17 protein-coding genes are annotated in these 26,674 nt (G+C 33.4%); 3 read left to right on the forward strand and 14 right to left on the reverse strand.

What is annotated here, in order from left to right; translation table 11 throughout:
• Positions 1-2: 2 nt before the first annotated feature.
• Complete coding sequence (locus C8C83_RS00130) at positions 3-767, reverse strand: MBL fold metallo-hydrolase (RefSeq protein ID WP_121325881.1); 765 nt, start codon at positions 765-767, stop codon at positions 3-5.
• A gap of 90 nt (positions 768-857) precedes the next feature.
• On the opposite strand from C8C83_RS00130, the gene C8C83_RS00135 reads away from it, so the two are divergent.
• Positions 858-2,318 carry a TonB-dependent receptor gene (locus C8C83_RS00135; protein WP_121325882.1) on the forward strand — a complete coding sequence of 487 codons (1,461 nt, stop codon included), beginning with the start codon at positions 858-860 and terminating at the stop codon, positions 2,316-2,318.
• An 802-nt stretch (positions 2,319-3,120) separates the two neighbouring features.
• On the opposite strand, the gene bcp is transcribed toward C8C83_RS00135, so the two are convergent.
• Positions 3,121-3,573: a thioredoxin-dependent thiol peroxidase gene (gene bcp / locus C8C83_RS00140; RefSeq protein WP_121325883.1), complete on the reverse strand. Its 453-nt coding sequence runs from the start codon at positions 3,571-3,573 to the stop codon at positions 3,121-3,123.
• 347 nt (positions 3,574-3,920) lie between these two features.
• Here bcp and nth point away from each other — a divergent pair, with 347 nt between their 5' ends.
• Complete coding sequence (nth, locus tag C8C83_RS00145; protein ID WP_121325884.1) at positions 3,921-4,571, forward strand: endonuclease III; 651 nt, start codon at positions 3,921-3,923, stop codon at positions 4,569-4,571.
• Between the two features lie 24 nt (positions 4,572-4,595).
• On the opposite strand, the gene C8C83_RS00150 is transcribed toward nth, so the two are convergent.
• The 9 genes from C8C83_RS00150 to C8C83_RS00185 all read right to left on the reverse strand — a co-directional run bounded on the left by C8C83_RS00150 (position 4,596) and on the right by C8C83_RS00185 (position 19,485).
• Positions 4,596-5,660: a tetratricopeptide repeat protein gene (locus C8C83_RS00150; protein ID WP_121325885.1), complete on the reverse strand. Its 1,065-nt coding sequence runs from the start codon at positions 5,658-5,660 to the stop codon at positions 4,596-4,598.
• Between the two features lie 1,015 nt (positions 5,661-6,675).
• On the reverse strand, positions 6,676-6,819 hold the full coding sequence (locus tag C8C83_RS27165; protein ID WP_165877215.1) for a hypothetical protein: 144 nt from the start codon (positions 6,817-6,819) through the stop codon (positions 6,676-6,678).
• A 50-nt stretch (positions 6,820-6,869) separates the two neighbouring features.
• Entirely contained in the window at positions 6,870-7,454 is a 585-nt protein-coding gene (locus C8C83_RS00155; protein WP_121325886.1) for a sigma-70 family RNA polymerase sigma factor, read from the reverse strand.
• Between the two features lie 329 nt (positions 7,455-7,783).
• Positions 7,784-8,542: a glycoside hydrolase family 16 protein gene (locus C8C83_RS00160; protein WP_121325887.1), complete on the reverse strand. Its 759-nt coding sequence runs from the start codon at positions 8,540-8,542 to the stop codon at positions 7,784-7,786.
• An 83-nt stretch (positions 8,543-8,625) separates the two neighbouring features.
• Positions 8,626-10,287 carry a family 16 glycosylhydrolase gene (locus C8C83_RS00165; protein ID WP_121325888.1) on the reverse strand — a complete coding sequence of 554 codons (1,662 nt, stop codon included), beginning with the start codon at positions 10,285-10,287 and terminating at the stop codon, positions 8,626-8,628.
• 12 nt (positions 10,288-10,299) lie between these two features.
• Positions 10,300-11,853: a hypothetical protein gene (locus tag C8C83_RS00170; RefSeq protein WP_121325889.1), complete on the reverse strand. Its 1,554-nt coding sequence runs from the start codon at positions 11,851-11,853 to the stop codon at positions 10,300-10,302.
• A 12-nt stretch (positions 11,854-11,865) separates the two neighbouring features.
• A complete protein-coding gene (locus C8C83_RS00175; protein WP_121325890.1) occupies positions 11,866-13,365 on the reverse strand; it encodes a RagB/SusD family nutrient uptake outer membrane protein in 1,500 nt (499 codons plus the stop codon).
• Positions 13,366-13,376: 11 nt separating this feature from the next.
• Complete coding sequence (locus C8C83_RS00180; protein ID WP_121325891.1) at positions 13,377-16,442, reverse strand: TonB-dependent receptor; 3,066 nt, start codon at positions 16,440-16,442, stop codon at positions 13,377-13,379.
• A gap of 241 nt (positions 16,443-16,683) precedes the next feature.
• Positions 16,684-19,485 (reverse strand): triple tyrosine motif-containing protein, encoded by a 2,802-nt coding sequence (locus C8C83_RS00185; RefSeq protein WP_279388970.1) that lies wholly within the window; start codon positions 19,483-19,485, stop codon positions 16,684-16,686.
• 389 nt (positions 19,486-19,874) lie between these two features.
• Between C8C83_RS00185 and uvrA the strand changes: the two genes are divergently transcribed.
• Positions 19,875-22,673: an excinuclease ABC subunit UvrA gene (gene uvrA / locus C8C83_RS00190; RefSeq protein WP_121325893.1), complete on the forward strand. Its 2,799-nt coding sequence runs from the start codon at positions 19,875-19,877 to the stop codon at positions 22,671-22,673.
• A 202-nt stretch (positions 22,674-22,875) separates the two neighbouring features.
• Here uvrA and C8C83_RS00195 read toward each other — a convergent pair whose 3' ends face one another.
• The 3 genes from C8C83_RS00195 to C8C83_RS00205 all read right to left on the reverse strand — a co-directional run bounded on the left by C8C83_RS00195 (position 22,876) and on the right by C8C83_RS00205 (position 26,640).
• Positions 22,876-23,175: a hypothetical protein gene (locus C8C83_RS00195; protein WP_121325894.1), complete on the reverse strand. Its 300-nt coding sequence runs from the start codon at positions 23,173-23,175 to the stop codon at positions 22,876-22,878.
• Between the two features lie 246 nt (positions 23,176-23,421).
• Positions 23,422-25,074, reverse strand: a complete 1,653-nt coding sequence (locus tag C8C83_RS00200) for a mechanosensitive ion channel domain-containing protein (protein WP_121325895.1) — start codon at positions 25,072-25,074, stop codon at positions 23,422-23,424.
• Positions 25,075-25,170: 96 nt separating this feature from the next.
• Complete coding sequence (locus C8C83_RS00205; RefSeq protein WP_121325896.1) at positions 25,171-26,640, reverse strand: oligosaccharide flippase family protein; 1,470 nt, start codon at positions 26,638-26,640, stop codon at positions 25,171-25,173.
• Positions 26,641-26,674: the final 34 nt, after the last annotated feature.

Consider the following 26,674-nt stretch of genomic DNA (forward strand, 5'->3'; position numbering starts at 1 on the left):
AATTAAATTGTAATTTCTAAATTGTCGTATGCCAGAAAAACGTTTTTAGGAAGTTGTTTCTGTACTTCTTCATGGAAACCTAAAACGTGGCTAATATGTGTTAAATAAGCAATTTCCGGCTGCACCAAATTTATAAAATCAAGTGCTTCCTGCAAATTAAAATGTGTATCGTGTGGTTCTACTCTTAAAGCATTTACAACCAAAACCTTAAGGTTTTTTAATTTCTCAACTTCTTCTTCTGCAATGGTCTTAACATCTGTTAAATAAGCAAAATCGTCTATGCGATATCCAAAAACCTGCAAATCTCCGTGCATTACATTTATAGGAATTGCCATTTTATCACCAACTGCAAATGGTTCGTTATTCACCACTTCAATGGTTTTAACACTTGGAGCGCCGGGATATTTGTTTACGGTTTCGAAAACATAATCAAAACGGCGTTTCAAATTATCAATTACCCTTTGATGTGCATAAACGGGGATTTCGCCCTGACGAAAATTAAACGGACGAATATCATCTAAACCTGCAGTATGGTCTGCATGTTCGTGTGTAAATAATATTGCATCTAATTTTTGACAGCCGCATGAGAGCATTTGCTGCCTGAAATCAGGACCGCAATCGATGACATATGAATGCTCGTTCCATGTAATCCAAATGGCTACTCTGAGCCTTTTATCCTTAGCATCAGTGCTTTTACAAACGGGATGATCGACTCCGATAATCGGAATACCTTGTGATGTACCAGTACCTAAAAAATATACCTTCAATTGAACTTATTTTTTTTACAAAAATAGGATTATTTCTCTTTCATTAGAAGCCTAATTTGCTAACTTTGTAACAAATCTATTTAAAATAAAATGGGTACAGAAATAAAACTCAAAGGTGACAAGGTCATCGAACAGATTCCTTCTATAAAAGACAAAGCTTTACGCATAAATTTAAACGAAAATATCTACGGAACATTTGCTGAAATTGGCGCTGGACAAGAAACAGTGAGACACTTTTTCAGATCCGGAGGTTCTTCCGGAACAATTGCAAAAGCGATGTCTGCCTATGACAAAGATTTTAGTGATGCGATTTACGGAATTGAAACTGACGGTCGCTACGTAACCGAAGAGCGTTTAAAAAAGATGCTGACTCTCGAAGGGCAGATCATCGAAGAACGTTTAAGCAGAGAAAAACATCCTACTAAACTTTTCTTTAGTTATGCCAATACGGTTGCAACTATAGATTTTGCAAAACAATTTAAAGGTCACGGTTGGGTTGGAATTCGATACCAAATTGAACCTGACGAGGCTTATAACGAAATTATCCTGCACATTCGTTTTAAAGAAACTGATGCAAGACTACAACAGGAAACGCTTGGAATTTTAGGTGTAAACTTAATTTATGGCGCTTTTTACAAATACAATGATCCTAAAAGATTACTACGCTATTTGTACGATCACTTGGATAAAGACCAATTAGAAATTGACACAATTAACTTCTCAGGACCTCGTTTTGCTGATGTTGATAACCGTTTAATGAGTTTACAATTGGTTAAAAACGGAATGACGGATGCCGTAATGTTTAACCCTGAAGGGAAAAATATTTTACCTGCTGCCATTTTATACAAAAAGAATCTTCTTGCTTTAAGAGGAAGTTTCCGTCCGGTTACGAAGGTAAACATGGACATGTACGAGAAATCGCTAAAAATGTTCCTTGACGAAAACAAGGTTGAAAAAGATAATACTTTGGTTGTTTTTGAAATTACACTTTCGAATTTACGTTCTGATGGTGAAATTGACGAACGCGATTTCATGGACAGAGCCGAATTACTTTGTTCGTTAGGTCAAACTGTTATGATCTCGAATTTCCAGGAGTATTATAAAGTTGTTGAATATTTTGCTAATTACACTAAGGCCAGAATGGGATTAGCAATGGGTGTAAACAACTTAGTAGATATTTTTGATGAGAAATATTATCGCCATTTAAGTGGTGGAATTCTGGAAGCTTTTGGAAAACTATTCTACAGAGATATGAAAGTTTTCTTGTATCCAATGTTAGATGAAAATGGAGTTCTAATGAATTCAACTAACTTAAAAGTACATCCTAGAATGAAAGAGTTATACAAATTCTTTAAATTCAATGGAAAAGTAGTTGATATTGCCGATTACGATCCGCATAATCTTGAAGTTTTCTCTCGCGAGGTTTTGAAAATGATCAATCAGGGAAAAACGGGTTGGGAACATATGCTTCCTTCCGGTATTGCCGAAATTATAAAAGAACATCACCTTTTTGGATATCATCCGCAGAAGGAATTAGAACAAAATACTTAGAAAGAAAGTCCCTTAATTGGGACTTTTTTTTGTTTTAGATTGAATGAAAATTTTACAGCAAAGTGCGCAAAGTTTTTTTGTTTTGGATTCTGGTTTGTAAAGAGAAAGTTCGCTAAGCTTTATGCTGATTAGGCTTAGCTGATTTTTTGGTGTGACAAATGGCACGCGGATTATACGGATTCGCTTTGCGAAAACGCGGATTTGTGCGGATTTTTCATCTTGTAAACTCAGGTTTTACGTTTTGATTTGAATAAAATTTTTACCGCAAAGTGCGCAAAGTTTTTTTTTGTTGTGGATTTTAGCTTGTAAAGGGAAAGTTCGCTAAGCTTTATGCTGACTAAGCTTTGCTGAGTTTCTGGTGTTATAAATAGTACGCGGATGACACGGATTCGCTTTGCGAAAACGCTGATTTGTACGGATTTTAATTGTTTTTACTTAAGTAACCATATAGTATGTCATTTCGAAGAATGAGAAATCTTCGCAAGAAACTCGACAAAGATTGGCGAGTTTGATTGTGGTAAATGGAACGCGGATGACACGGATTCGCTTTGCGAAGACGCGTATTTGTGCGGATTTTTTATTTAGCGAAGCCGGGTTGTATATTGCGAACTGGATCTAAATTTTACCGCAAAGTACGCAAAGTTTTTTGTTCTGGATTTCTGGTTAGTAAACACAAAGTTCGCAAAGCTTAATCAATACAAAGCTTTGCGAACTTTACAGTTTTATAAAATCACGCATAGAAAAAAACTTTGCGCACTTTGCGGTAAAATTACGCGTCAAGATTGTAACCTGAAACAAAAAACTATTTCAAGATTTGTGCTGCGTGTTCTTTTGTTTTTACTTTTTCAATAACCTCATCGATAATTCCGTTTTCGTTGATTACGAATGTTGTTCTGTGGATTCCGTCGTATTCTTTTCCCATGAATTTTTTAGGTCCCCAAACGCCAAATGCATTGATTACTGATTTGTCTTCGTCGGCTAATAATGGGAAAGGAAGTTCATATTTATCTTTGAATTTTTCTTGTGCTTTTTGACTATCGGCACTTACGCCAAGAAGCTCGTAATTATTGGCTTTGAAACGTTCAAAATTATCTCTTAAATCACAAGCTTCTGCCGTACAACCTGGTGTACTTGCTTTTGGATAAAAGAAAACTACTAGTTTTTTTCCAGCGTAATCTGCCAGTTTATGCGCTTTTCCTTCTTGATCTACTCCTGAAAAATTTGGTGCTTTATCACCTGCTTTTAATGTTGTCATATTGATATTTTAAATTTTAGATTGTTGATTTTAGATTTTAGATATCTTAAATTGGATTAAACTTGAGAGTTTAACTATAAAAATAATTCATAATTCATAATTCATAATTATCATGCCCCAGATTATCTCACTTAATATTTATTTTAATTGGTGTTCGATGAACATAAATGTTTGAAGTAAAAACCCCGGAGTTGTGGTAGTTTACATTTTTTGTATTTAAAAAGCGACCAGCGGAAGCTCTTTTAAATACTTAAAAATGTTACTAACACAATGAGGAGTTGTAACAGAAAGCTGGATTAGGCACATCATTAAAATTATGCTATTTTTACAGGATTAAAAATACGGAAATGAATAAAGAAGCTCGAGTAACATTTGTTATAAATACGTTAAAAGAACTCTACCCTACAATACCCGTTCCATTAGACCATAAAGATCCTTATACATTGTTGATTGCTGTTTTGCTTTCGGCGCAATGTACAGATGTTCGTGTGAATCAGATCACACCTTTACTTTTTGCAAAGGCTGATAATCCGTATGATATGATTAAAATGTCTGTGGAAGAAATTAAAGAAATCATTCGTCCTTGTGGTTTATCGCCTATGAAATCAAAGGGAATTCATGGTTTGTCGCATATTTTGATTGATAAACATAATGGTCAGGTTCCGCAGAGTTTTGAGGCGCTTGAAGAATTACCTGCTGTTGGACACAAAACGGCAAGTGTGGTGATGTCACAAGCTTTTGGCGTTCCTGCTTTTCCGGTTGATACGCATATTCACAGGTTAATGTACAGATGGAATCTTTCGAATGGAAAAAATGTTACACAAACTGAAAAAGATGCTAAAAGATTATTTCCAAGGGAATTATGGAACGATTTACATCTTCAGATTATTTGGTACGGACGTGAATATTCGCCTGCAAGAGGCTGGAGTCTGGACAAAGATATTATTACAAAAACGATTGGAAAAAAATCTATAATTGAAGAAGCTGCTAAAAAATAATTCTTAGCAGCTTCTTTTTATTTTTTACATACTACTTTTGAGTGTATTGTATTCATTTGTCATATCCAACGATCTGTAAACTCCTAATAGCGTTTTTGTTGCATCTGCATTTTTAGGCTCAATTGTAAGCACTTTTTTAAGATACGGAATCGCACTACGGGCAACATCATCTTTTCTGGCATTTAACTTATCGTATTTTTGCATTTCGGCAGCAGAAGTTCCCAACGTTGCAATTTCGTCAGATAAATCTTTTTTCATCTGCAACTTTAGATAAGCCATGTTGATGTAAGCATCAACATAATTAGGATCTAATTCTAAAACATAATTATAGGTTGACTCTGCTTTTGTGTAATCTTTCTTTTCCATATAAGAATATGCCAGATTGCTGTTAACTTCAATTTTTTTAGAAGGAACTGACTCTGTTCTTGGCTTTTCATATGCTCCTTGTAAAATAGCTGATTCTCTTGCTTTTGGCGAAACAAAAAGATCTTCTTCTTTTGTTTTTTTGTTTGTAGCAAGATACAGAACTCCTTTTCCTGAGAAATTGATCTTTTTTAAGGCTTCATAATACTTAATTGCTGAGTCATAATCTTTAGCATTTACCGAGGAAGCTGCAGCATTATAAAGGTTTAATGTATCTTTTTTATCAAATAAATAAACTTTATAACTTTTTTCTGCACTTTCCTTGAACTTATTGGCATTAAAATCAGCCATTGCTCCATTAACAAGACTCGATTTCATTTCTTTTAAAGCCATATTTGCCTTGACAGTAAATTTGAATTTTCCGGATTCATTTTCATACAAAAATACGTCCTGATAAGACTGCGATGCTAACGTAAAATTGTTTGCAGCATCTATATTTTTTACGGCTAAATCTTTTAATACATTTCCTTTTAAAAAATAAAAATCAGATTTATCTTCATCAGGCGCATTAAGGATAAGATATTCTGTTTTATTTAAAATTACTAAAGATTCTTCACTTTTTCCTTTATCAAATAAAGTTTGTGCCTCTTTAATCTGGTCTTTTTGAGCAAATGCTCCAATGTTTATCAATAGTAGGCATGATAACATTATTAGGTTATTTTTCATTTTTTTCGATTTTGCTGAGTGATTAGATAGTTTTGGAACAAATAATATTTAAGACGCAGAACAAAATCTCTCTTTTTTGTCTACAATAAATATTTCGTATAAAAACGCTATTAGTCTTTATACTTTTTTAGGTAACGTGGTCACGCTCAACAAATAAAACAAAATAAATTAGTGTAATTTTTCTTCATAGATCATCTGGTTATTGGTTAAAAATTTGGTTTTGGCTTTATTATTGGTATTTTATTATAAATTCAAACTTTTTAATACGAAAAATTCCTCAATTAAGCATTTTACTTGAATAAAAAATTATTTTTTAACCAAAATAAAACTAATTATTGAATAAATAAACAAAATGCAAACAAAATATTAAATTTTAACATATGCGCCATAAAAAAAGAACTTAATAATCAAGTAATCAAACCAATAGAGGATTGTTTTTCTTTTTAAATATTGTCAATTGTTTCAGTCATTGTAACGCGATCTGTTTATAATGATCTATCTCTCCCAAGGTTGAAACCTTGGGTTATGATTGAAATATGAATTTGTTTTGTTAGTAAAAGAGAAATATAGATTTGTTATTATTCAGATTAGCTTTTTTTTTATGCAAATCTCCAGTATTGAACAGAAAAATAAAAAAACGGATCAATACGAAAACCTGCGGAGCTATAAAAATTAAGGATGAATTTAACCGCAAAGGCGCAAAGTTTTTTTTATTATAGAGTACGCGCATTAAACGCAAAGTTCGCAAAGCTTTATCAATATAGCTTTGCGAACTTTGCGTTTATATAAAACCTTCGAAATAAAAAATCTTTGCGTGCTTTGCGGTTAAAATAATTAGTCAATACAAAATATTTTATGTTTCTCCACAGGTTTTTTTTTTGATACAAAAAAACCATAAGATTACTGCATAAAAAAAACTCACTACCTGTATTTGCATACAAATAGTGAGCTTTCAACCAAAACGACCATTTGGTTTTTCTTTCGAAATAAACATCCGACCAAAGTAGTGGGCTGTTTAATTAGCTATAATTTCAAAACTTTTATCTTCAATTTTCACAATTGTTAATGCTTGTGAATAACTAAGTAAAAAAGAAACAACTTCTTTTTTAGGTTTTAAATCTTTAGAAGCTAATGCCTTTTTCGAGTAAATTTTCGCCATACTATGAAAATGTTTTATAATAGTATAACGAGCTAATATTCAAAATAGTATTAGTTGGTCAAAATAATTTGATGTTTGTCGATTATTTTTCTCAAATTCATTAATGCATAACGCATTCTTCCTAATGCTGTATTAATACTAACATCTGTTAATTCTGAGATTTCTTTGAAGCTCATATCCTGATACATACGCATCACTAATACTTCTTTTTGATCATCAGGTAATTCTTCGATTAACTTTTTTAAGTCAATTTCGACCTGATCTACAATCATTTTACCTTCTATTGTCAATGAATCATCAGACATTATAGAAAAGATCGAAAACTCTTCTGTCTCTCTGTACATTGGCATTTTTTTGGTTTTACGAAAGTGATCTACAATTAAATTGTGAGATATACGCATTACCCAAGGCAAAAATTTACCTTCTTCGTTATAGGAATTACTTTTTAAGGTTTTGATTACCTTAATGAAAGTATCTTGAAAAATATCGTTTGAAATATCTCTATCAGCGATCTTAGAATATATAAAACCATATATTTTAGATTCGTGTCTCTTTATTAATGTTCCAAGTGCAGATTCGTTGCCTTCGACATAATTTTTTACCAATAGAGCGTCTGGAATATGCAGATCAGCCATAATACTACCTTTTTAGTTTTTGTATAAAATTTTTAAGTAATTTTTTCTAAAAAGTAGTTTTATTGTATAGGCGTATCTTTTTTTGAGTTATGTTAATATTGTGACCAAATTTAACAAATAAATGTTTTAAAAAGCAAATAAAAGAAATAATAATTAAAAGAAAACGTTAAGTTTTATAAAAGAAACTTAAATTTTGCTTTCAAATGGTTCAGAATGCGCAAAATCAGAGGTGTTTTTAACAGTTAAAAAACAGATGTAAATAACTTACATTTAAACACTTAAGCGTTTTACACCTGTTCTAAACTACAACATTTCAAACTATTATTTTATTATTGATAAACACGTACATAATCGATGTAATATTTCTGTGGAAGGACTTTATCATCCACTTCAGGACCTCCAAAATTTCCCCCTATGGCCAAATTTAGAATAATATAGAACGGTTTATCAAATGGCCAGGTATCTTCGTTTTTAACTTGCGGATTGAAGGTATAGACTAAACTTTTGTCTACAAAAAAATCAATTTTATCCTTTGTCCATTCAATTGCGTATACATGAAATCCTTCTTCTATTTTAGGAAAAGAGGTTCTTTTTGTATTAATTGTATTTCCATGACTGTCTTGTGTATGCAAAGTGGTATAAACCATATGTGGATCTCTGCCAATATATTCCAAGATGTCTATTTCTCCTGCTTTAGGCCATTTTACGGCATCAATATTGGCGCCCAACATCCAGAAAGCCGGCCATAAACCGTGACCAACTGGTAATTTTGCTCTGGCTTCTATTCGGCCGTATAAAAATTCTTTTTTACCTTTTGTGGTTATTTTTGTTGATGTGTATTTTTCACCTTCTTTTCGGGCTTCGATAACTAAATTTCCATCTTTGAATTCGTGATTTGTTTTGGTGTAAATCTGCCTTTCGTTATTTCCGAAACCACAAAGATCAGGACATCCATCTCCGATTTCAAAATTCCAATCTGATTCGTTTACTTCCTTTTTATTAAAATTTTCTTCCCAGACAAGCTTTCGTTTTACTTCCTGAGCAAAACCAAGACTGGTAATCAATAATAATACAATTACTTTTTGCATAATATCGTTTTTAAATTGCTAAAAATTAAGAAGGCCAGCCTTAAACTGACCTTCTTACTTCATTCTTACTAATTAATTGTATTCTATTGATATACTCGTACATAATCAACCTCCATCGAAGATTGTGTAAAAGCAGCATCAATATTACCGCCCAGATTACCTCCCATTGCGACATTCAAAATTAAGAAGAAGTCACTATTAAACGGAAGAGAACCGTCATTAGGAACTGAATGAATCATTGTGTCATCTACAAAAGTTTTGACTGATGATGCTGTCCAGATTGTTTTATAAACATGAAACTCTGTTGAAACATTTGGTATTGTTTTAGAGCCTGTATTTCCTTGTCCACCTGAATGTCCGGGATAATGAAGTGTGCTCAAAATAACATTTTGATTGTTTCCTACATGTTCCATCATATCTATTTCGCCACAGGCTGGCCAAGGTTTGGTTGCATAATTTTGTCCTAACATCCATAATGCTGGCCATGTTCCTGCTCCTATTGGAAGTTTAGCTTTTATCTCCAGTTTTCCATAAGTGAAGGAGAATTTACCATCTGTTTTTAATCGCGCCGAAGAATAATCTGCTCCGCCTGAAGCTTCTTTTTTAGCCGTGATTTTAAGGTTTCCGCCCTGAACGATTACATTCGTAGCCGAGTTGGTATAATTCTGTTTTTCATTATTTCCCCAACCGTTAGTTCCTTTTCCTAAATCATAAACCCATTTTGTTGCGTCCGGAGCTCCATCAACATTGAATTCATCAGAAAAAACCAGATTTGTAAAATCAGGATCAGGAGTTTGATTTGGCGGCGTTGTTGTAAAAGTATGATACCATGCCAATGAAGGATCTCCGCCCATAATAGCTCTAACAACCATTCTGTTTGCTGTAATAGATAATATCTCATAAGAACTTTGACCAATATAATACCCCATAAATCCTCCGTCAGAGAAGTTTAGCATTGTACCTCTGGTTTGTGTTGCATGATCTGGATTTTTGGTTACAACAGATTCTGAAGGACTTAATGAAACTGTTTTAACTCCCGTAGCATCATAAGTTAAACAAGCATCTCCAGATCCGCTTCCGCCTGCTACACTTTTGAATGATGCATTAAAGAATGTTGCTCCTCCGTTGTTTAATTCAAATTTCAATTGTCCATCGACAAGTGAGAACGTCAATACGTTTTCGTATAAACAACTACTTGTTGGTGATCCTGCTTTTTCAAAAGGTGTTGCAGAATAATAGTTTGGATAAAAGTTTTTAGCAGCATCTCCATCATTTTGTCCTACTCCTAAATGTCCAGGTTCTGAAGCTGACCAATACCATTTTTGAGAACTTCCGTTGGTCAGGAAGTGAACAGCTTCGTCGTCGCTAAAATTACTTAGCACAGTAACTTCTACCGTAGTATTTGACGCAACTCCTCCTTTTCCGTTTGCGATTATTGTTACTGTATAAGTGTTTACACCTGTTTTGGTAAAACGCTTAGTAAATACTCCGCTTGGAGAATTTTGTGAGGTTCCGTCGCTAAATACATATTTGTACGATACAGCATTATCTGCCGTTGCTACCAATTTTACCATTCCTGAACCGTCTCCGTCCGGAGCATCGGCAGCTTTTCCAATAATTTGAGCTGTTACTTTAAGATTCGATGGTGCTGACAAATCGCCAAATGCATAATCATCTTTCTGGCAACTTACTGTCAAGAATATTGACAGTAATGCTATTATATTTATAATTATCTTTTTACTCATGATTACGTTTTTTTAATTGGATTGTTTAATGTCATCAAAATAATAGGTTTTCCCCGTGCCGTTAACTCCAAAGTCAAAGAACACTACTAATCGCTGAAATTGATTGGCTGTTGTAGCTCCGGTGAAATCAAAAGTGAGCTCTTCCCATCCATTTGCAACAGTTGTGGTTGCGTCTATTTCTTTATTGATTGTACTGTCTGACATGTTTTCAAACTTCATTTTAACGACAATTCCAGCTTGTGGCGACCATACTTTCATTTTGATCTTTTTGAAAGTAGAAAAATTAAGCGGACTTGCTAATTCGATGAAAGATCCAGCCCAAACTTCAGAACCGCTTCCTTTTGTCAAAGCTCCTACTTTTGTAGAAGTATTGATTCCTGTTTTATCCGGATTATTGGCTACTACTGAATTTGCTCCTCCAAAATTGTTAAATGTATAAGTCAACACAGAAGACTCAAAAGTCAATGGCAATTTTACCGTTTCTACGCCTGCAGTCAATTCAATATCATCAAAATAATAATCCACTCCGGTTCCATTATTTCCAAAATCAAAAAACAATACCACTCTTTGATAATTCTTAGTATTATCTACTGCTGAGAAATCAAAAGTCAATTCTTCCCAACCGTTAGCGATTGTATTAGTTACATCAACTTCTGTATTAATATTAGAATCGGCTAAGTTTTCTAATTTCATTTTAACCACGATTCCTGCTTTTGGAGACCACGCTTTAATTTTGATTTTTTTCAATGTAGAAAAATCAATTGGTGTTCCTAATTCCAAAAATGAACCCGCCCAAACTTCAGAACCCGCACTTTTATTTAGTTTAGCTACTTTTGCGCTTGGATTATCTTCGTTTACACTTGGATTATTAGCCACAGTTGTAGTTGCTCCACCAAAATTATTAAAGGCATAATTAAGCGTTGCAGACTCAAAATCAACCGGTAATAAAATAGGATTAGAAATCGTAATTGATTCTTCGTAAGTTGTAGTTGCTACACCTCCGCTCAACGCTATTACTTTGACATTATACACACCTACATTTGCATACGTATGTTTAATAGTTTGACCTTCCATGAATTCTACAGGAACTTCGTCTGCAGTTTCTCCAAAATATACCTTAAAGAATGTTTCAAGATCTGCTTTTGCTGTAACTGAAGCTGATAAATTATCTCCGATTACATGCGCCAACGTTACTTTTAGATTCGTTGGAGCCAAAAACGAAACGGTTACTTCCTGATCTACTTCAGTTACTTTTCCGTTGATTCCCATTGCTTTAATTTTTGCATGGTAAACTCCTTCCGGATATGTATGTGTTACGGTTCCGCCAGACCCAAAATAATCCGATTCAGGAGTTCCGTCTCCATAATTTATTTTGTATTGCGTAACGCCTTCTCCTTTAGGCAAGAAAGTAACTTTACCACTATTATCCTGCGTTACGGTGGTCAAAGCAGATATGTTTTTCGGCGCGCTTACGCCATCTATATCAATATTGCTATTATCGTCATTTGAACAACCCAGAAGTATTGTCAAAACGAAAAGACTTATAATAAAATGTAATTTTTTCATAATAATGTTTTTTTAATATCCAGGGTTTTGCTTCCAATTTCCACTTGCGAATTGAATTTCTTCAATTGGCAGCGGAAATAACTCGTTTTTATTTGCTGTAAAACCTGGTATTTTTCCAACTGCTTTTCCAGTTCTTACTAAATCAAAGAAACGCTGTCCTTCTCCAAAAAGTTCCGATCTTCTCTCTGCCCAGATAAAATCTGTAAGTGCTGCTCCAGAAACTGATATATCATGATTGTTATCTCCAAAAGCACGTCTTCTAACCTCGTTTAAATAAGTTCTTGCTTTTGCATCGTCAATTCCGCCACGGTTATAAGCTTCTGCAGCCATTAATAAAACATCTGCATAACGAATTGCTCTGTAATTATTTGGGTTCGTTAAATTCAAATCTCCCTGAGCATTATCGCTTCTTTTTCTTGGCAAATATTTTCTGTTGAAATAACCGGTGTCTTCGTTTCCTTTTCCAAACGTAACTCCTTTTCCATTATCATAACTTTTATTTGCTGCTGCCCAAGCTTCAATATCAAGTATGGCAACATTTTTACGTTTATCACCTGCTTCAAAAGAATTTGCAGCTTCTGCAGTAGGAACATTAAAACTAAATCCTGAAGAAAAAAGTGGTCCTGAATAATTTCTTACTCCGCTAAAACCAACCGCTACGTTTCCTTCACTACATTGCAAACAAGTAAAACCTGCTCCTTCAACATCTGTATATTGTACTTCAAAAACAGATTCCGGTCCGTTTTCTCCAGCCATTTCAAACATTGAATCATAATCTGTAACCAAACTGTATTTTCCAGAAGTGATTACGTTATTAAGAGAAGCTGCGGCTTGTGCATATTTATTTTGATATAAATAAGCTTTTCCTAATAATGCTTCTGCTGCACCTTTTGTTACACGTCCTTTTTGAGATGCAATTGAAGATAAATTAGCGGTAGCAAAAATCAAATCAGCTTCTATAGAAGCATACACTTCTGCAACTGATGAGCGTGGTACTGTTTTTTCATCTCCAACTTTAAATCTCGCATCTCCTTTCATCGGGATTCCGCCAAACCATTTAACTAACTCAAACTGGTAATATGCTCTTAGAAAACGTGTTTCTGCAAGTAGCTGGGTTTTTCCCTCAAAATCGGTTTTATCTTTAAATTCAAGAATATAATTAGCTCTTTGAACTCCTGCAAACATCCAATTCCAGATATCTCTTAAATTGCTGTTTACCGGTGTATGAATCATATCGTCTACTTGCTGCCAGCCAATTACGTCTGTTGGACTTTCTCCTCCTGCCAAAGTATTATCAGAAGCAATTTCTCCTAATAAAGCATTTGCATAAGTAGATTGCAGCAAATCGTAAGCGGCAACTAAAGCGTCGTTATAATCTTCTTTTGAATTGAAATAATTTTCAGAATCAATAGAATATTTAGGCTTTGGACTTACAAATTCATCCGAACAAGAAATACTTATTGTCGAGAAAAGTGTAAGTGTTATAATGGATGTAATTAAATACTTTTTCATTTTTATTGAAATTAAAAATTAATGTTTAAACCCAATAAATAGGTTCTTGGAACTGGGTAAAACCCGTAATCAATTCCGGCACCAATTGGTGATTGAGAAACTCCATCTTTGTTTGTTGGTCCAAATGAAGCGCCTGGATCAAAACCTTTATATTTTGTAAAAGTGTATAGATTATTTACTCCTGTATAAAGTCTTAGTTTAGTAATTCCTGCTTTTTGAGTTACTTTAGGATCAAGTGTATATCCTAATTGTATGTTTTGAATTCTGAAATACGAAGCGTCTTCAACAAAATAATCAGAAAGTACATTGTTTGCAGTTGCTCCCGTCGTTACTCTTGGTACAGAATTACTTGTTCCCGGACCTGTCCATCTGTCTAAAACATAATCTAATCTATTAGCATCAGAAAGTACACGCTCGTAGTTACGAACCATATCATTGCCTATTGAAGCAAAGCTGTAAAGTGCAAAATCAAGGCTTTTATAACTCATCTGAATATTGAAACCCATTGTAGCATCTGGAATTGGATCTCCAATATTGGTTTTATCCTTAGTATCAATTACACCATCGCCATTTACATCGACAAAACGAATATCTCCCGGTGAAGCATTTGCTCCTAAAGCCAATTGCGATGGATGTGCATCAACTTCTGCCTGATTTTGAAAAATTCCGTCGGTTTTATAACCGTAGAAATATCCAATTGGTTGTCCGGCTTGCATGCGAGATGCTGCTGGCTGTCCAACTCCAAAACTACCAAGCTCGATAATTCCGGTTCCGTTGTTTACTTCTAATACTTCGTTCTTGATAAAAGTTACATTATAACCGACGCTCAAGCTAAAATTATCCCCAAATTTCTCTTTGTAATCTATTGCAAACTCAACTCCTGAATTTCTAACTGTACCAGCATTCAAAGTTGGAGCACTTGCGCCCGGAGCACCAACTCCTGTAATTCCCGAAACTGGAATATCCGGTATCAATAAATCTTTTCTGGTATCAATAAAATAATCTGCTACGATAGAAACTTTATCGTTTAATACTCTAAGGTCTAAACCAACATCAAACTTCTTTGCTTGTTCCCATTTCAACTTTGGATTAGGAATTTGTCCTGTTGCAACTCCGCTTACTAAATTGCCATCAAACACATAAGTAGCTTCTCCGTTTAAAAGGCTTAAGAAACCATTATTCGGGATTTGATCGTTTCCTAATGTACCATAACTGGCTCTTAATTTTAAGAAATTAAATGTTTTTGATTCTCCAAAGAAACCTTCGTCAGAAATTACCCAACCTCCGGTAAATGATGGAAAATATGCCACTTTATTATCCGGACCAAATTTTGTTGATGCGTCACGTCTAATCATTGCAGACAATAGATATTTTCCTTTATAATCGTATTGTGCTCTTCCAAAGTAAGAAAGTCTTCTTTGATCATAAACATAACCTCCGGTATTCAAAGCCGTTGGAACTCCTTTTGTCAAAGATAAATCTGCATAATCCCATGAATTATTAGGAACATCAAAACCGGTTCCTGAAGCTGAATTTCCCCATTGTTTAAAAATGGTATTTCCTAATGTTGCCGTGATATTATGGTTCTCCCCTATTTTTGTAACATACGTTGCATAAAGGTCAAACGAGTAATCATTATCGTTTGTCGCAGTTTGAGTTACAGAACTTCTTTGTACATCAAAAACTTTTCCGCCATAACTTATTTTCTTTCCAAATGATTTTCCTTCACTATTTGAAGTATTAAATCCTATAGAACTAGAAAGCGTAAATCCTTTGAAAATCTTATAATCCAAACCAAAATTTCCGTTCAGTTTTTTATAATTGTAATCATTGTAAGTATTTGCAATTTGAGCCAACGGATTTATAATTTCGTTACCTAAACCAGTTGTGTTTGGCACTAAAGTAAAATCGCCGTTTGCCGCATAAGGAGTTAAAGTTGCAGGAACGTTTAACGCATTAAACAATACAGATCCTAATCCGTTTTCGTTAATGGTTTTTCTATCAAAATACGTATAGATTACGTTTGTTTTTACTTTGAATTTATCGCTCAAATCAGCTCCTAAAGCTAATCTTGCCGTGTTTCTTAAAAATCCTGATTTATCTGAACCTACAATTCCTTCCTGATCCAGGTGAGAACCACTAATAGAATAGGTGATTTTATCAGAACCTCCAGAGATTGTTATATCACTATTTAATAAAGGAACACTTTTTCCCAGAACTTGTTTTTGCCAATCGGTTCCACTTCCTAAACCACTTGCATTTGGATAAGGAAGCGCTTTTCCGCCATTTGCATAACTTTCATTCAATAATAAAGCATATTCAGTAGCATTTAACATTGGTAATTTTCTAGATGCTTCCTGAAATCCGGTATAACTATTAAAAGAAACTTTAGTTTTAGAATTCTTTTTACCCATTTTAGTGGTAATCAAGATGATTCCGTTTGCTGCGATTGTTCCGTAAATAGCAGCTTGAGCATCTTTTAAAACTGTAATAGTTTCAATATCATTTGGATTAAGCAAACTCAAATCTCCAACATAACCATCAATGATTGCCTGTGGTCCGTTTTCACCATTAGTTGCAATACCACGAATTCTAATGTCTAATTTTGCTCCCGGTGCACCAGATTGTGTGGTAACATTTACTCCGGAAACAGTTCCTTGCAACGCTTGTTCAACCTTTATCGGTTTTAAGATGTCAAGCGTTTTGCTGTCAATTACAGAAACAGCTCCTGTTACTTCTCTTTTCTTTTGAGATCCGTATCCAATCACGACAACTTCATCAAGTGATCTGGTATCATCGCTCAACTTTACAGTAATCTTTGGTGCCGTAACCACAACTTCTTGTGTTCGAAAACCTATATAACTGAAAACAATTGTCGTTCCTTTTGGAACTCCTAATAATTTAAAAGATCCGTCAAAGTCTGTGGTTGTACTTTGTGACGAAGTTTTAACTTTTACATTCACGCCAGGCAATGATAAACCTGTGCCATCTAGTACCGTTCCGCTTACATCAAAAGACTGCGAGAACGCATACGATGAAAACAGTAATAGTACGGTTAGTAATAATTTAGATTTCATAATTAGTTAGTTTTTATTGAAAGATAAAATTATCGTATCCTCTTAAGAATACGTTAAAATTAACCTCAACAAAAAACATACACAACAAAAAAAATCTATTAAAATTCCATATATCACAAAAAATACACCTATTTACATATAATTTCAGAATTGAAATTTCCTTAACATTCCCTTAACAAAAACACGGCAAATATCAAATGTTGTGGTAATGTATAGTTTTTTATCGCCGATTTTTTCCTTCCTATACAGCCAAAATATACTCAACTAAACCAACTTCATGCTGTAAATCCATTTTTTTACGCAAACGATATCTTTTAATTTCAACACTTCGAACCGAAATATTAAATAATGGAGCAATTTCTTTTGAAGAAAGATTTAATCGCAAATACGCACACAAACGCAGATCATTTGGCGTTAATAACGGATGCTGTTGTTTGATTCTTTTTAGAAAATCTTTATCGGCATTATCAAACGCTTCTTTAAAGACATTCCAGGAATCATCTTCCGTTATATTTTTATTTATCGTACTAATAACTGATTTGATATTATTACTGTCATTTTGGTTTGTTTTCTTTAAATCGTCTTTTATAAAAGCCAGCAATTCATTTTTACTATTTAAACTCATGGTCGAAACCGCCAATTCTCGATTTTTATTATCTACATCCTGCGACAATTGCTCGTTTCTGAGTTTCATTAATTGCTGTTCGTTTTCTAATTCTTTTATTTCCAGCAAAAGATTATTCTCTTCAATTAATTTCTCTTCTTGTTTTCGATAATAATTTCGATATGCTTTATTCACAAAATAAGCAAGAACAAGCATCAGCAGAAAATAAATAAACCACGCAAAATTGGTCAAATACCAAGGTTTTAAAACCACGAATGTATAAGTCGCCGTATTTTCTAAAATCGTATTCGCATATTTTGCCCTTACTTTAAACGTGTATTTTCCAGGCGAAAGATTCTTAAAATTAACTGTTGCTTTTGTACTCCATTCGCTCCATTCGTTCTGGAAACCTTCTAATAAATATTGATATTCTGAATTGATATATTTGTTGTATTCCGGAACCGTATAATTCAAAGTGATATTATTTTCGCTCGAGCGAAAGTTTCCTTCATCTTTAATTCCAACATTTTGTAAAGTTTCGTTTTGTTTATTGATCGAAATATCCGTTATAAAAACCGTATAGTTCTTAAAACTCAAATCATCGATATTCAACGTATAATATCCATCTGTCGTACCTATTAAATAGGTTGATTTTGAAATTTGCGTAATATTCTCAAAACCCAACATCGAATTGGTCAACGAAGACGGAATTGGAATTACATTCTGTTTTAACTGATTACTAAGTTTGCTTGCCGAGAAATAATGAATGTAATTTTTAGAAAACAACCAGATTTTATTCGAATTATCGACAATTAATTTACCCGAAGTATATTCGTCTTTCTCAAAAATAGAACTCAGCAAATTGTCTTTTTCGAATAGTTTTGTCGAAGGATTTAGTTTGAAAATTCCGCCTTTGTAAGCATAATAAATCTGATTATTGAATTTGGTCAAACTCGCATTTTTTCCTTTTTTAGGAGATTTATAAGTATAAAATCCATGCGTTTTTGAAAGTGTTTTGTCCAATTTAAGTCTGAAAATCCCTTTGTATTCGTGACTTACATAAACATCAAGATTGTTTGAGACTTCAAAATATCTCGAAGAATAATCAAAACCCTGAACTTTATTTCTAAAAATCCATTGATTGTTTACCTTTTCCAAAACCGAAATCCCATAATAATTTCCCTGAAACAGTTGATTTTTAGAATTAGGAACAGGCTCAAATTTCCAGGTTCCAGATCCCGAAAATATACTTCTTGCAGAATCATTGGTAATTATAAAAGTACCGGAATCATGACCGCAAAAAAGCGTATTATCATACACAAAAAGCGACCAAACCTGACCTTTTGTGCCGTTGATAAATTTAAACTCTGAATTGCTTTGCATATTCTTGCAAAACAAGCCCTGATTTGTTCCCACATACAGCAAACCATTAAAAGTTGCCGATGCATAAACCGTTCCCAAAACTCCCGTATCGTCCGTAAAACTATGCACAGGCGACTGAATATTGATGCAATTAATTCCATTATCAAGCCCAGCCCATAAATTCTGATCTTTATCTTCAAAAAGTGACAAAGCCGTATTATTGCTCAAACCTTTGCTTTGCGAAATATGATACTTAAGTTTCCCTGTATCCGATAAAATAAAAATTCCGTTAGAAACCGTTCCCAAGGCAAAACTTCCGTCCTGAAGATGTTGACTGCTGTATACAAAACTCGATTTTAATTCGGCATCAACATCTGTAGAAAAACGCGTCAGAGTATTTCCATTCAATTTATAAATCCCATCCAATTGCGTCTGAATCAACAAACCGTCGTCCATTGCAAAAACATTGACAATCGTGAATTTTTTAAGAATAGGATTATCCGAAACCAACTTTGCTTTTCCGCTTTCGATTTCAAAAAGTCCTTCTTTTATCGTCTGGAAATAAATCGCGTTTTTGGGAGCAAACGACTTTACAACACCGTTTTTTGGCGCAATAATCTTGAATGTTCCGGTTTTTGTATCATATATATAGATTCGGTTCAAGGACTGAAATAAAATCCATTGATCATATTTTAAAATATTCCAAAACTGTTCGTCATCTAATATTTTACTTTTAATAGTATCGCTAAGCGAAGTGTATTTTAGTTTACCATTAGCTTGTCTGGTCCAATAACCAAAATTCATATAACAACCCGTGTATATCTTATTCCCGATCACTTTTACAGATCGAATAATCGTTTCATTTGGCGCGGGATACAATTGCCAGTTTGTTCCGTTATATTCTAAAAGTCCATCATTATTGGCAAAATACAAATAGTTCTGATCGTCCTGAGAAATCATCCAACTTTGATTTCCTGCTCCGTAAACAGACGATGAATATTTGACAATTGGCGGAAACTCCTGTGCAAACAGAAAGAAACTCATCAAAAAAAGCAGTATAGACAGTTTAGTTTTCAAATCGGTTGTTGTATTAATTTAATGTAAAAACAGTCCTAAAATAGTGTTTTTTTGTCACTCCCGATAGCTATCGGGATTCACAGATTAAAATGATTAATTCTGTAAATATTTTTTTGCCACGAATTACACTAATTAACACAAATTAAACTGGCGGAAATATGTGTATTGCTTCGCTTGTTCACTATCGCACAAATCGCGATGAAAAAAATCTTTTTAATCCTTTTAATCTGTGGCAAAAAAAGAATTAGCGAGAATTCGTGAAATTCGTGGCAAAAAAAAACATTTTAATCCGTATAATCTGCGGCAAGAAAATTAGTTAAGATTTGGAACAATCTGATTAACAAAACTCCAATCTAAATTGATTACTTTTGTAGAAATTGACTTTTTTTATGCAAATCGATCTTTCGACACTCGACCCAAAACATAATATTATAATTAAAGGAGCACAAGTACATAATTTAAAAAATGTAGATGTGGTGATTCCCCGAAACAAACTTGTTGTAATTACAGGACTTTCAGGATCAGGAAAATCAAGTTTAGCATTTGACACTTTATATGCCGAAGGACAACGTCGTTATGTAGAAAGTTTGTCCTCATATGCGCGTCAGTTTTTGGGGCGTTTAGACAAACCAAAAGTGGAATATATAAAAGGTATTGCGCCTGCAATTGCAATTGAGCAAAAGGTAAATACAACAAATGCGCGTTCGACTGTTGGAACTTCTACTGAAATCTATGATTATATAAAACTTTTGTTTGCCAGAATTGGACGAACTTATTCGCCGATTTCAGGTTTGGAGGTTAAAAAAAATACCGTTACAGATGTTGTTTCTGATGTAAAAAATCTGGAATTAGACAGTAAATGGCTTTTGCTTGCTCCTATTCATCTTGAAGAAGGGCGACAACTAGAAGACAAACTAAAAGTACTTTTACAGCAAGGTTTTGCCCGTGTTTTAGTCGATAACGAAACAATGCGTCTCGATGAATTTACGCCAACAGAACTTCACAAATTAGACAATAAAGATATTTTACTGATTATTGACAGAATCGTTGTTAAAGACGAAGAAGAATTCTATAATCGTCTTGCAGATGCTGTACAAACTGCTTTCTTTGAAGGAAAAGGAATCTGTTATTTACAGGAAGTAAACTCTGATAAAAGATTCACTTATTCGAATAATTTTGAGCTTGACGGAATTACATTTTTAGAGCCAAACGTACATTTATTCAGCTTCAATAATCCTTACGGAGCTTGTCCGGTTTGTGAAGGTTACGGAAATATTATTGGTATTGATGCTGATTTGGTGGTTCCAAATACCTCTTTATCCGTTTTTGAAAGCGCTATTTATCCTTGGCGAGGCGATAGTATGAGTTGGTACAAAGACGAATTGGTTAAACACGCTTATAAGTTTGACTTCCCAATACACAAACCTTATTTTGAACTTTCAGATGAGCAAAAGGATTTAATCTGGAAAGGAAATCAATACTTTCAGGGTTTAAATGGATTCTTTAAAGAACTGGAAGAAAAAAATTATAAGATTCAAAACCGTGTAATGTTATCACGTTACCGCGGAAAAACGAAATGTCACGCTTGTCGCGGAAAACGCTTACGCGAAGAAGCATCTTATGTGAAAATTAATGGTAAAACAGTTTCTGATTTAGTTGATTTACCAATTAAACATTTGGTTACTTTTTTCGCAAATATCGATTTGAATGTTTACGAACAGCAAATTGCAAAACGTTTAATGGTCGAAATCAACAATCGTTTGTCATTTTTGACAGAAGTTGGTTTGGACTATCTTACCTTAAATAGAAACTCAGCAACACTTTCAGGAGGAGAATCGCAGCGTATTAATCTTGCGACTTCATTAGGAAGCAGTTTGGTGGGGTCTATGTATATTCTTGATGAACCGAGTATTGGTTTACACCCAAAAGATTCTGAACGTTTGATAAAAGTTTTGCTTTCGCTTCGTGATTTAGGAAACACCGTAATTGTAGTAGAGCACGATGAAGATATCATGAAAGCTGCAGATATGATTATCGATATTGGTCCTGAAGCCGGAACTTTTGGTGGTCATTTAGTAGCGCAGGGAACTTATGAAGAAATATTAAAATCGGATTCGCTTACGGCAAAATATCTAAATGGTGATTTGGAAATTTCTGTACCAAAGAAAAGAAGAAAGTTCAAAAATCACATTGATATTGTTGGCGCCAGAGAAAACAACTTAAAAAATATAAACGTTACATTTCCGCTGGATGTTTTAACTGTAATTACAGGAGTTTCAGGAAGTGGAAAAAGTACGCTGATCAAGAAAATTTTATTTCCTGCAATGCAGAAAAAACTGGAAAATGCAGCCGAAAAAGCAGGTCAGTTTAGTGAAATAAAAGGTTCTTTTTCACAAATCAAACATATTGAGTACGTTGATCAAAACCCAATTGGTAGAAGTTCAAGATCAAATCCTGTAACGTATATTAAAGCTTATGATGATATTCGTGATTTGTATGCCAAAGAAAAACTATCCAAAATAAGAGGTTATCAGGCCAAACATTTTTCTTTTAATGTCGACGGCGGACGTTGCGAAACTTGTAAAGGCGAAGGTTCTATTAACGTCGAAATGGTCTTTATGGCAGACGTTTCTTTGCCTTGTGAAACTTGCGGCGGAAAACGATTCAAAAAAGAGGTTCTGGAAATTACTTTCGACAATCAAAACATCAACGACATTCTAACGATGACTATTGATGATGCAATTGCTTTTTTCGAAAAAAATAAACAAAGTAAAATTACTCAAAAATTACAGCCTCTTCAGGATGTAGGTTTGGGATATGTACAATTAGGACAATCTTCTTCGACGCTTTCCGGTGGTGAAGCACAACGTATTAAACTTGCTTCGTTTTTGGTAAAAGGCGCAACAAAAGACAAAGCTTTATTTGTTTTTGACGAACCTACAACGGGTTTACATTTTCATGATATCAAAAAATTATTAGCTTCATTTGACGCTTTAATAGATAAAGGACATTCGATAATTGTAATTGAGCACAATCTTGACTTAATAAAATGTGCCGACTGGATTATTGATTTAGGCCCTGAAGGCGGAGAAAATGGAGGACATTTATTAGCCGTTGGAACTCCGGAAGAAGTTGCAAAAGAAAAGAAATCAGTTACAGGAGTTTATTTAAAGGATAAACTTTTTTAAAAAAGGTTCTGAGGTTTTTACTCTCCAGATGCATAATAGCATACATACATTGCGGTAGAATCTGTTTTTTTTTACCGTAGAGACGCACAGCAGTGCGTCTAATATACAGATAACAAAACGGAAAGCTCTATAATAATAAAGCCCTAAATTCAATTGTAGGTTTTGAATTTAGGGCTTTACTATTTTTGATTTAATAATTCTACTAGGCAACTAAGCATTTTTCCTCAAATGGAAAACCATCTTCATCAATAGCAACTAATATCTTTTTTTGTTTTGACGCCTCAAAAGTAAGATATAGCCATGCAAATGACCATAATCCTAAGGTTAAACAAAAAATCGTAAAGTTTAGACCGTGATTGACAACTTTTCCACCTTTTGAAAGAACCGCAAAAAGAAATTCATCATTTCTTTCTTCAAGAGTAAATCCATTATGAACTTTGTTTGATATCATATTAGAAAATACTTGTATGCTTTGTTCCTGACTGAGCTGATTGTTCTTCATAATTAATTACATAAAATTAATCCAAATTCTACCACATCGATTTTATCCGTTTTTCCTTTTACAAATTTCTGTAAAATTATCAATCTAAAAAAACTCCAATATTCACTTTTTGTGATTTAAAACGTGTTAAAATCAACTGCATAAAAAGCAATATTCAATTTTGAAACATAAATTTAATTTTAAAAAATTAAACTACAAAGTAAAGTACTGTTAAATTGTTAAAAAAATTAACTAATTATCAATATGTTAACTTTTATTTTTGATATTAAAAGTTGGTGATTCATAATCTTTATTCAAATAATTCTCAGGAATTGTTGTTGTATTTCCATCACGTAATGCATTATAATGCGGAGACATAATTTCGATTCCCGCAGCATTAAATGAATCCTGAATGTTTTGATGCAATGACGAATAAATAAGAGGTTGCTTTGTAGGATGCTTCGTGTAAACATTAATTTGATATGCAACGTAAAAATCCTCTAAACCGGTTTGCAAAACAAATGGTGGCGGCGTTTGCTCAATCATATCTGTTTTTAAAGCGGCATCTATTAGAGCTTTATGAATCGCTGCCCAAGGCACATCGTATCCAATTGTAACTGTAGTATGAATAAGCAAACCATTGTTAACTTGCTTTGTGTTTGAAGAATAATTGGTTGAAGTACTCGATAAAACAGTTGAATTTGGGATTGTGATATCTTCAAATTTCGGAGTTCTGATACGTGTTACCAAAGCTGTTTTTTCGATCACTTCTCCGCTTACATCGCCAATTTTTATAAAATCGCCAATTTTAAACGGACGCATATAAGTAATCACTAATCCCGCAACCATATTAGCAATAGCATTTGATGAACCTAATGAAAATAAAACACCTACAAATACCGAAACTCCTTTGAAAATAGGTGAATCTGATCCGGGCAAGTAAGGAAAAATAATCACTACCATAAAAGCCAACAATAAAAACCTGATAATATTGAATGTTGGCATTGCCCAATCACTATAAAAACCGTCAATTTTTATGTTTTCCTTTTTGATTTCGTCAAAAAAGAATTTGATTACCTTAATTGCATATTTAAAAATGAAAAAAATAACGACGATAGTTACAAAGTTTGGCAGAAAGTCAACAAAACCCATAATAGCCGATTTTGCAGGCGTCAGTATCCAACGTAATAAAGTTGTCGTATAAGCTTCTGTTGCGGGGAAAATACTAAACAGTAAAGGCAGCGAAAGATAAACGATAAGAACTAATGTAATGCCTTTAATCAAACTATACAATTTCATCAATAGAGATTGTTGTTTTTGTGGCGAAAGAATATTGATGTTATTATAATTAAATCCTTTAAAATACCTGTCGCTGTTTTTTAAGATGTATAATTTTATTCGGTTAAAAATCTTCCCTACAAAATATAAAACAATTCCAATAATAAGAATAAGCAATGCTGTATATCCAAGCCTTTTTGGGAGCATTGAATAATTTTCATTTTGATAAATAATCGCTCTCTTTATCAAATTGAGATTTCTTTTGGCGATATAAGCTGCTGTTTGATTTTCGGCTTTTGCATCATTATCCAAAATGGACATGATCACAAAATCATTTTTATAGATGATATCCTGCGAGATATCCGAAGGAGCTACAGTAATAGAATCTTTTTCGAAAAAAGAATCTTCATAAAGTTTTCTGATTTTCTCTGTGATTGCATTTGCTCTGCTTTCGGCAGAAAAAGAACCTACTTTGTTGTAGACATAAAAAAGCGTGTCTTTAAAAGGACTTACAGGATATCCTTTTGGTTTTAAATCAACAATAACTGTTTTTGAGTTTTTTAAACTATCGGCTTGAGCAAAACTCAGTGAAGAAAACAATACAACGAAGAACCCTAAAAAACAAAGTAATTTCTTTTTCATATTCTCTTAGAAATAAATTGGTTATCCTTTCTAACAAATATAAAAACAAAATAGCTTAGAATTTAAATTCCTTGTGGATTTCTCAATAAAATCGTGTTAATTTTTAATTCCTATCTTTTTCAAAATACCATCAATCACTTTATTAATATCTGAAGAAATATTAAACTTATAATTCAGATATACATATAAAATAGTAACCAGAACAGACTTTAAAGCAATACTTATTAATTGGTAAAAAGGAAATTCCCAGAAATAAAACAGTAGAAACAAAGCAAACGTAAGCAACATTGAATATATCGTTTGTTTTGTAAACGGATACAAATCCAATTTCTTTACAACAAAAAGCAGCTTTGCCAAACTATACAAAGTAACAGATAATAAGGTAGCGAACGCTGATCCTAAAATCCCTGCAATTGGAATAAAAATCATATTTAAGACAATCGTTAAAAACACTAAGAGCAATCCTAAGTACAATACCATTCTATAATATTTAGTATTAAAAATGATTGCATTATTGTTTCCTAAAATCAAATCAAAATATTTTGATAATCCAATCATAAATACAACGGTAATACCTCCGCTATACTCTTTTGGAACTAATTCGTACAATTGATTAATATTCACAAAAATGCACAACATCACAAAACCTCCAACCATTTGAAGATTAATTGAAGTTTTCTTGTACAATAAATTCAATTCGTCGTGTTTATTTTCATGCATTAATTTAGCTGTAATTGGATATACAATTTGATGCATCGCACGACTTGGAACTGAAATTACCAAAGCAATATAAGTCGCTACTGAATAGTAGGCAATATTCTCGATTTTCATGTACTGATTCAACATCAGTTTATCTCCATCCAAAAGTAAATTAGCAACACTTCCTGACAAAATAATGAAGAATGTATATTCCATTACGTCTCTTACGTTCTTGGGAATATTAATTTGAAATTTAGGTTTCTTAATATAGAAAGCGTAGAACATTGTTACTATAAAGGCTACGAAATAAATTGCTGCCGTTACATAAACAAACTGAATTAGTGTCATCCAATTAAAATATAAACCTACCAATGCAAAAGTCGAAAACAATCTCAGTCCAACTTCTTTAATGAAATTTCCAAAAACAGAATGCATGTGAACTCTCGCCCAAGCATAAAATATTTCGAAATATGCCATACAAATCCCAATGAACGGAATCAGAAGCATAAACTCTTTTACAACAGGGTTTTTCTTTGCTACAAATGCCGTAATATCATCAAAGAAAAAGATTCCAATAATACCCAACGGAATACACATTAATATTGGAAATAATGCCGTAAAAGACAGAAACTGTTCTCTTTCATCTTCGGTTTTATACTGTGAATAAAACTTGACTAATGTATTTTGCATCCCGATTGCGAACAAAGGCATAATTACGTTAGCAGCCGAAGTAATATAATTTGTCAGAGCATAATAAGTAGCTCCCAAATAAATTGGATATAGATAAAGCGTATTAATCGCGCCTATTGCAAAGCCTATATAAGTTATGATTGTATTTTTGAAAGACTGATTTAAAACAATACCCATGTTTTGATTGCAGAGTTTAGATTGTAGAGTTTAG

This window comes from Flavobacterium sp. 90, from assembly GCF_004339525.1.
Classification (GTDB): Bacteria; Bacteroidota; Bacteroidia; order Flavobacteriales; family Flavobacteriaceae; genus Flavobacterium.